This window comes from Providencia sp. (assembly GCF_040396775.1).
GTDB lineage: Bacteria > Pseudomonadota > Gammaproteobacteria > Enterobacterales > Enterobacteriaceae > Providencia.
This window is the reverse complement of record NZ_JBEBNT010000002.1, coordinates 414,015-421,177: the sequence shown is the minus strand read 5'-3', so window position 1 is coordinate 421,177 and position 7,163 is coordinate 414,015. Positions and strand designations below refer to the sequence as shown.

8 protein-coding genes and 1 riboswitch are annotated in these 7,163 nt (G+C 40.2%); of the genes, 2 read left to right on the top strand and 6 right to left on the bottom strand.

Annotated elements, in window-relative coordinates; all coding sequences use genetic code 11:
- Positions 1 to 108 precede the first annotated feature (108 nt).
- The 3 genes from ABWP91_RS04415 to ABWP91_RS04405 are packed head-to-tail and all read right to left on the bottom strand — an operon-like array spanning position 109 to position 1,289.
- Positions 109 to 519 carry a DUF6691 family protein gene (locus tag ABWP91_RS04415; RefSeq protein WP_353242210.1) on the bottom strand — a complete coding sequence of 137 codons (411 nt, stop codon included), beginning with the start codon at positions 517 to 519 and terminating at the stop codon, positions 109 to 111.
- Between the two features lie 4 nt (positions 520 to 523).
- Positions 524 to 961, bottom strand: coding sequence for a YeeE/YedE family protein (locus ABWP91_RS04410; RefSeq protein WP_353242209.1), 438 nt, complete (start codon positions 959 to 961; stop codon positions 524 to 526).
- A 1-nt stretch (position 962) separates the two neighbouring features.
- The gene (locus ABWP91_RS04405) at positions 963 to 1,289 is read right to left on the bottom strand and encodes an ArsR/SmtB family transcription factor (protein ID WP_353242208.1); all 327 of its coding nucleotides are present in this window, start codon (positions 1,287 to 1,289) and stop codon (positions 963 to 965) included.
- A 109-nt stretch (positions 1,290 to 1,398) separates the two neighbouring features.
- On the opposite strand from ABWP91_RS04405, the gene ABWP91_RS04400 reads away from it, so the two are divergent.
- Complete coding sequence (locus ABWP91_RS04400; protein ID WP_353242207.1) at positions 1,399 to 1,932, top strand: SprT family zinc-dependent metalloprotease; 534 nt, start codon at positions 1,399 to 1,401, stop codon at positions 1,930 to 1,932.
- Between the two features lie 31 nt (positions 1,933 to 1,963).
- Here ABWP91_RS04400 and ABWP91_RS04395 read toward each other — a convergent pair whose 3' ends face one another.
- Positions 1,964 to 3,034, bottom strand: a complete 1,071-nt coding sequence (locus tag ABWP91_RS04395; protein WP_353242206.1) for a magnesium transporter — start codon at positions 3,032 to 3,034, stop codon at positions 1,964 to 1,966.
- A 73-nt stretch (positions 3,035 to 3,107) separates the two neighbouring features.
- Positions 3,108 to 3,280, bottom strand: a riboswitch (M-box (ykoK) riboswitch).
- Positions 3,281 to 3,854: 574 nt separating this feature from the next.
- Between ABWP91_RS04395 and ABWP91_RS04390 the strand changes: the two genes are divergently transcribed.
- On the top strand, positions 3,855 to 4,091 hold the full coding sequence (locus tag ABWP91_RS04390) for a HEAT repeat domain-containing protein (RefSeq protein ID WP_219246457.1): 237 nt from the start codon (positions 3,855 to 3,857) through the stop codon (positions 4,089 to 4,091).
- Positions 4,092 to 4,192: 101 nt separating this feature from the next.
- Here ABWP91_RS04390 and hcr read toward each other — a convergent pair whose 3' ends face one another.
- Positions 4,193 to 5,197, bottom strand: coding sequence for an NADH oxidoreductase (hcr, locus tag ABWP91_RS04385; RefSeq protein ID WP_353242205.1), 1,005 nt, complete (start codon positions 5,195 to 5,197; stop codon positions 4,193 to 4,195).
- A 77-nt stretch (positions 5,198 to 5,274) separates the two neighbouring features.
- Positions 5,275 to 6,927 carry a hydroxylamine reductase gene (hcp, locus tag ABWP91_RS04380; protein ID WP_353242204.1) on the bottom strand — a complete coding sequence of 551 codons (1,653 nt, stop codon included), beginning with the start codon at positions 6,925 to 6,927 and terminating at the stop codon, positions 5,275 to 5,277.
- Positions 6,928 to 7,163 lie beyond the last annotated feature (236 nt).

The following is a 7,163-nucleotide window of genomic DNA, read 5'->3' as shown; positions in this document are numbered from 1 at the left end:
ATAACACAAAGCAGGAAAAACCACGCTTTTATCCTGCTTTGTCAACAACCTCAACCCATCATCATGATGGGTTTTTTATTGCTTGAAACCTAAATCAGGTTAAATGACTTAGGATTTTTGGCTAAATTGGTAAACTGACATCCCCGCGATCATTGCCAGCGCAAAAATAATGCCTTGCGTGATCCCCAAACCTGTCAATAACAATGCAGGCCCAGGGCAAATCCCTGCTAACCCCCAGCCAAGGCCAAATAGTGCGCTCCCTATCACCAATTTTTTGTCTATTTTTTGATTGGTTGGAATTTGTAACGGGCAATTTAACACGCTCATGCGGCGCTTTTTTACCCATGCATAAGACATTCCGCTGATGACCATTGCAACGGCCATTGTCACCAGTAACGAAGGGTCCCAATTCCCTGTGATATCAAGGAAGGCTAAAATTTTGGCAGGGTTCCCCATTCCCGCAAGCACGAGCCCTAAGCCAAACAAGACGCCCGAAATTAACGCAATCAGAATTGGCATCGGTTTATCCTCCTAACCCAAAGTGATTAGAAATTGCGACGGTCACAAAAGCGACAACCATAAAAATCAGTATGGCGACAATTGAGCGACGGGAAAAACGTGCCATGCCACAAATACCGTGCCCACTTGTACACCCGCTTCCTAAACGTGTCCCAAACCCGACTAACAAACCTGCAATTATCAAAACAGGTGTACTTGCAGCAATGTTCACTTCGGGGGTATAAGCACCCCACATAAATAAAAGTGGTGAAATGATAATGCCCAAAATAAAGGCGACCTTCCATGCGGTATCCCCTTTCGTAGGTTTTAAAATCCCGCCTAAAATACCGCTAATTCCAGCAATTCGTCCGTTAAAAATCAGTAAAATTGCCGCAGCGATACCAATCAATACCCCACCGATTGCAGCCGAACCAGGTGTAAAATTGACCCAATCAATACTCATCTTATTTCTCCTGCACTGGGCAATAAAGCTGATATAACGTATTGAGCAACGTAAATAATTTTTCATCAGCAATCGCATAATAAATACGTTTGCCTTCACGGCGAGTTTTCACCAGCCCGTCATTACGCAGTACAGTAAGTTGCTGGGATAATGTAGGCTGTTGAATACCAAGCTGTTGTTCCAAATCGCTGACACAAGCTTCCCCTTGTGTCAATTGGCACAATAAAATTAACCTATCAGGGTTACCCAGCGTTTTTAATAAAGAAGCTGTTTGTGATGCAGCCTGTTTCATGGCTGAAAGCTGTTGTTCCGATGCGATATTATTCATATGGTCACTTATATTTAACAATATTATATATAAATACAATATATTGTTTAATATAATAACCGTCAATTTTTACTTGTTTGTGAACATCTGCATCGCGTATTCTTAACGAATGAAAACCATTCGAGTCCCCATTTTCCTACAACAGCACGTTATGCGAGTCCTACGCGAAAAACTTGCCCTTGCTGAACAAAAGCTGGAACAAACATTTCCAGAACCTTCTGTTAACTATAAACAGCGCGGTACCACAGCAGGTAGTGCTTACCTGAAAGAGTGGGAAATTCGCATCAACGCAACATTACTGATTGAAAATACAGACAGCTTTGTCGATGAAGTTATCCCCCATGAACTTGCACATTTACTGGTTTATCATGTATTTGGCCGTAAAGGCATTGCGCCTCACGGAAAAGAATGGAAATGGATGATGCAGCATGTATTGGAGGTTAATGCAAAACGTACGCACAACTTTGCCGTTGCAACGGTAAAAAGCAAAACATTTTCTTATCACTGTGCTTGCCAAACTGTGCATCAATTAACTATTCGTCGCCACAATAAAGTGGTACGAGGGGAAAACCAATATTTGTGTCGTCAATGTGGGGAGATTTTAAAACAAGGAGAAAGGATTGGCGCTGCGGCAGAAAACTGATTTCCTGCCGCATCAAGTTTGAGGCGTGCGCTTAAGCAAACTCCGTCATCACTAATTTAGCAATTTCAAAGTAAATAATTAAGCCAGTACCATCAATAAAGGTCGCGATAAACGGTGCAGAGACCACCGCTGGGTCAACTTTCAGTTTCTTCAATACCATAGGGATAATGGAAGAAACAACCGCGCTCCACATAGTGATGGCAACGATGGTTAAGCTCACCACGATAGTCACTTCATGGCCAACACCTAAAACCCAAGCACGGATTAACGCCGCGCCGCCAATGGTAATTGCGACTAAAAACGAGGTTGAAACCTCTTTTTTCAGAACAGTACCGAGATTACGCAAACTCACCTCACCCAATGCCATTGCACGGACTAATGTCGAGGTGATCTGTGTTCCGCTGTTGCCCCCTGTTCCAATTAATAATGGAATAAAGAAAGCCAGTGAAATTGCGGCTTCAAGCTGTTCTTCAAATGCTTTTAAAACTGTTCCAGTGTACGCTTCCGCCACAAACAACATTAATAACCAAACCACACGCTTACGCCATAGTGTAACTGGGCTTGTGGTTAAATAAGGTTCATCAAGTGGTGTGGTTGCGCCTTGTAGCTGCGCATCAAGTGTATTCTCATCTTCAATCAGTTCAGCGATATCTTGTGGGCGTAAAACCCCCATTAGCTTGCCAAATTGCACCACTGGGATCATATCTAACCCACTGTGGTTAATCAGGTCATAAACATCATGACGAGACTGCTCTGGCGCAACTGAAAAATAATTGTGACGCATAATATCCGACACAAATAAGTCTTCAGGTGAGGCTAGTAATGATTTAACTGAAAGAATGCCATTTAAATAATTGTCACTATCGACAACAAATAAATAGGTGGGGATTTGCTCGCCTTCAAGATGCTCAATAAGATTTTGTTTTACACAAGCAATTGAATCTGCGACAGAAACTGGCAGATATGATTGGCTCATATATGCGCTGACTGTGGCGTCATCGATTTTTGGTTGTTGTGTATTATTGCCTTTGAGGCGTGCGTCTTTCATCGCGGATTGAGCAATTGCAACTGCTCCCGCTTTGTTCTGGGTAGTGAATGTCATTTTTTAGTCCCTAGCTACTGTTGGTTACTCAAACAGTACTCACATAGGGGCGAAACCAGATGAGAGAATGCGAAAGCTATCTCTTCGTCTCGGTTTTAGCACTATACAACGTATCCTGCATTTAACAGGAAGTTACATGGGGATATACCTTCGGTCGATATATCCTGTCCTAATCTTGGGCGTCTCTCGACGTCGTCAGATCAGTAACCTATGTTTGTATAGGAGCCTCGCCTAACGAGATACTGCACTTTGGATGCGGCGCGAATTATACCCACTGAGAAATTAATTACCACCCTATTGCTACGGTTTTTCACGCATAGGAAACTTACCGTTTAGGTTCTGTTTAAGTTAATATTTAATATAAATACATAAAGTAACAAAATGTAATTTTAAATAACTTTTATGATTAATTAGGATAAAAAGATAAAGAAATCAATAATCACGCAGGGAATTAAAAGTGTATTTAATATAATCGTTAGTAATTTTTATATTACATAAATAGAATACTTACCAAATTTCAGCCCCATAGCCTATTTAAACTTTCCAAGTTGAATTCTCCCCATTTAATATAATTCACACCCATATAAAGAGTAGGATAAATCACTAATACTATTATAGGGCGTAATTTATTCTTTTATTAAAACCAAAATACTTAAAATTTAGATATGAAAATTTACTTAGTGCGATATTTAACTCCATAAAATAACTCATGGTCATTTTTTTTAATTTATATAAATGTTTTTTTATTTCAATTCAGAGTTAAATATCAGCAAATTTATCTTAAAATAAATCAGAATTTATTAACCGTGAAAATTTTATTATGGATAAAGTAATTGTAGGAATGTTAACTAGCTTAACGTTTCGTGTAAATGATGAAATAAAAATCGCGGCAATTTCTGCTTTAGGGGATTTTAAAGCAACGATTGAATATAATGATGCTATTATAAGAATCATAGACTTATGCCAAGATCCTAATAAAGAAGTTGCTGTTTCAGCGATCAATACATTAAGTAAGTTATCGATATATTTTTTGCAAAATCCGCAATTAGAACATTAAAGCTTACTCTTATTTTATGTATTGTAAATTTTAACCCATTTTCATATGAAATACTGCCCCATTAAATAACTCATGGGACAGTATATTATATTTAAATAAATTTACGCAATTTCAGTGTCACCTTGTAATTGGCAGCTGCATGCTAAAACATACCCCTCGGCAATTTCAGCGGCGGTCAATGTCATTGTGCTTGTCGTCGTGTAATTACCTGACAATACTTTTGTTTTGCAGCTTCCACAAACACCCGCACGACATGCAGCAATAACAGGCTGTTTATTTTGTTCTAATGCGGATAATAGCGAAATACCCACTGGTACTTTAAAATCAGCTAAACGTTGGCGGATTTTCAGTGTCAGTACATCTTCACTATCAACCACTTCTGGCTCAGTAGAAAAACGCTCCATAAAGAAATGTTCGGCAGGTACACCTAAATTAGCCGCAAATTGCTGGGCATTTTTCATATAAGGAACTGGTCCACAAGTCATCACCACCCGTGAGGCAATATCGGGGACTAATGCATACAGTTTTTCTTCATTTAAACGGCCTTGGGCTAACTCACCATTATCTGGCGTTTCTGCCATAATGCATAACTGTAAACGGTCTGGGTACGCACGTGTCAGTTGTTGCCACTCCTGTGCAAAAATCACTTGCTTGTCATCTCGCACATTAAATAAGACTTTTACATGCGTTTCAGGGCGATTAGCCATCAACCAGCGAGTCATCGACATAATTGGCGTCACGCCACAACCTGCAGCAAGCATCAGATATTGTTGGCTTTTTACATTCGCACAAGTGAACTCCCCTTGCGCTTCAGACAACCAGAGGTAATCTCCCGGTTTTACTGCACGAGTTAACCAGTTAGAACCAGCACCATCCTCTAACCGCCTAACAGTAATTGAAATATAACGGCTTTGACCCGGCGATGAGGAGAGAGTATAAGCCCGCATGACATCATCACTATTTTTAATACTAACCAATGCATATTGCCCTGGCGAATACATATAAAAATCGTGATTAATTAAGTTGATCGTCCAAACATCCGATGTTTCTTGGACAATCGAATGAATTTGCATTCTGTTTGGACATAAACTGCTTGGCATTGTCATCGCATGACTCCTTTAAAGGGGCTTACACCCCCTCTTCTCATATCAGTATTTAAGGCTTGTTATATTTGTCTGGCTAATTATGCAGGTAAGATTTCAGCCAAATCTTGCTCAACTGTCGTAATACTGCGCATTCCAAACTTCTCATTTAACACATTGAGTAAGTTTTCAGTTAAGAAACCTGGTGCACTTGGGCCGGTGTAAATATTTTTCACGCCGAGCGCCAGAAGTGTTAATAAAATCACGATGGCTTTTTGCTCAAACCACGACAAAATTAAGCTCAGTGGTAAATCATTGATACCACAACCCAGTTTTTCAGATAAATTCACAGCAAGCATAATCGCTGAGTAGGCATCATTGCACTGACCCACATCAAGTAAGCGTGGTAAGCCTTCGAGCGTGCCAAAATCTAATTTATTGAAACGGTATTTACCGCAAGCCAGTGTTAAAATTAGGCAATCTTCAGGGACTGCGCGTGCAAAATCGGTGTAATAACTTCTTTCGTCACGGCTACCGTCACATCCTCCAACAAGGAATACATGGCGTAATTTTTTCTGCGAGACTAAATCGATGACTGCATCTGCTGCACTTAACAGTGTTTGACGACCAAAACCAACGGTGATTTTGTGTTCGATTTCGGTGTATGGGAAACCTGCTAATGATTGTGCTTGTGCGATCATTTCAGCAAAATCATCACCCTCAAGGTGTTTTGCGCCCGGCCAACCAACAATACTGCGTGTCCAAATGCGGTCTTTATAATCACCAACATCTGGGTCAATAATACAGTTTGAGGTCATCAGTACAGGGCCTGGAAACTTCGCAAATTCCACTTGCTGATTTTGCCAGCCGCTACCGTAGTTACCCACTAAGTGTGCGTATTTTTTCAGTTCTGGGTAGCCGTGAGCAGGTAACATTTCACCATGGGTATAAATGTTAATTCCTGTCCCTTCTGTTTGTTCTAACAGCATTTTTAAGTCTTTCAGGTCGTGGCCTGAAATTAAAATACATTTTCCTGCAACAGGGCGAACGTTAACTTCCGTTGGGGTTGGGTGACCAAATTCCCCTGTTTCTCCTGCATCTAAAATTTCCATGATTTTGAAGTTCATCAAACCAATTGCCATGGAATTATCGAGCAATTCATTCATATCTGCTGGTAAAGTACCAAGCCAAGCCATAATTTCATGATATTGACCATAAACATCATTATCATACTGGCCTAACACATGTGCGTGCTCCATATACGCTGCCGCACCTTTTAAACCATATAAGCAAAGCATGCGCAGGCCGTGGATATCTTCACCGACTTGTGCTTTATCGATATCTAATGCAAATTTTGCGGCTTGTGCTTGCAATGTTGGGATATCAGTTCCCTCTAATTGCAAATTAATCAGTGGGTGATTGAATGCAACTGCACTATTCACTGATTGGCAGTGTTTGATTAATTTATCACGTAAATAAATCGCTTCACGTGCATAACCGATAATACGATCTGAATCGAAGTTCACGTTAGTTAACGTAGAAAAAAATGCGCGGGGTGCAAAGCTATCGATGTCATGATCGATAACGCCTAAAGTGCGTGCCGTTGCCGCACTCGCAGATAAGCTTTGCAATACAGCAACTAATAAATCTTGTAGGTCAGACGTTTCAGCTGTTTTACCGCACATACCCTGCGCGTATGCACAGCCATTTCCAGCTGGAGTTCTAATTGTTTGTTCACATTGCACACAGTACATGTTGTTCGCCTCTTAAAGTTGCATTTTAAATACAACATTAAGATTACGCTCTTTATTAGAATAAAAAAGAGGCATTTTTAGGTTATCTAACCATTTATTGATCTAGATTAACATTCAATGTTAATGAGAACTATTCACATCAATAAAAGTATGCTAAATAAACAAATTCGCTTTTCCCTGTGCTATTTTTATTCTCTCCAGCCCGAGTCCATTAAAAAAATCATTTCCCATGATGG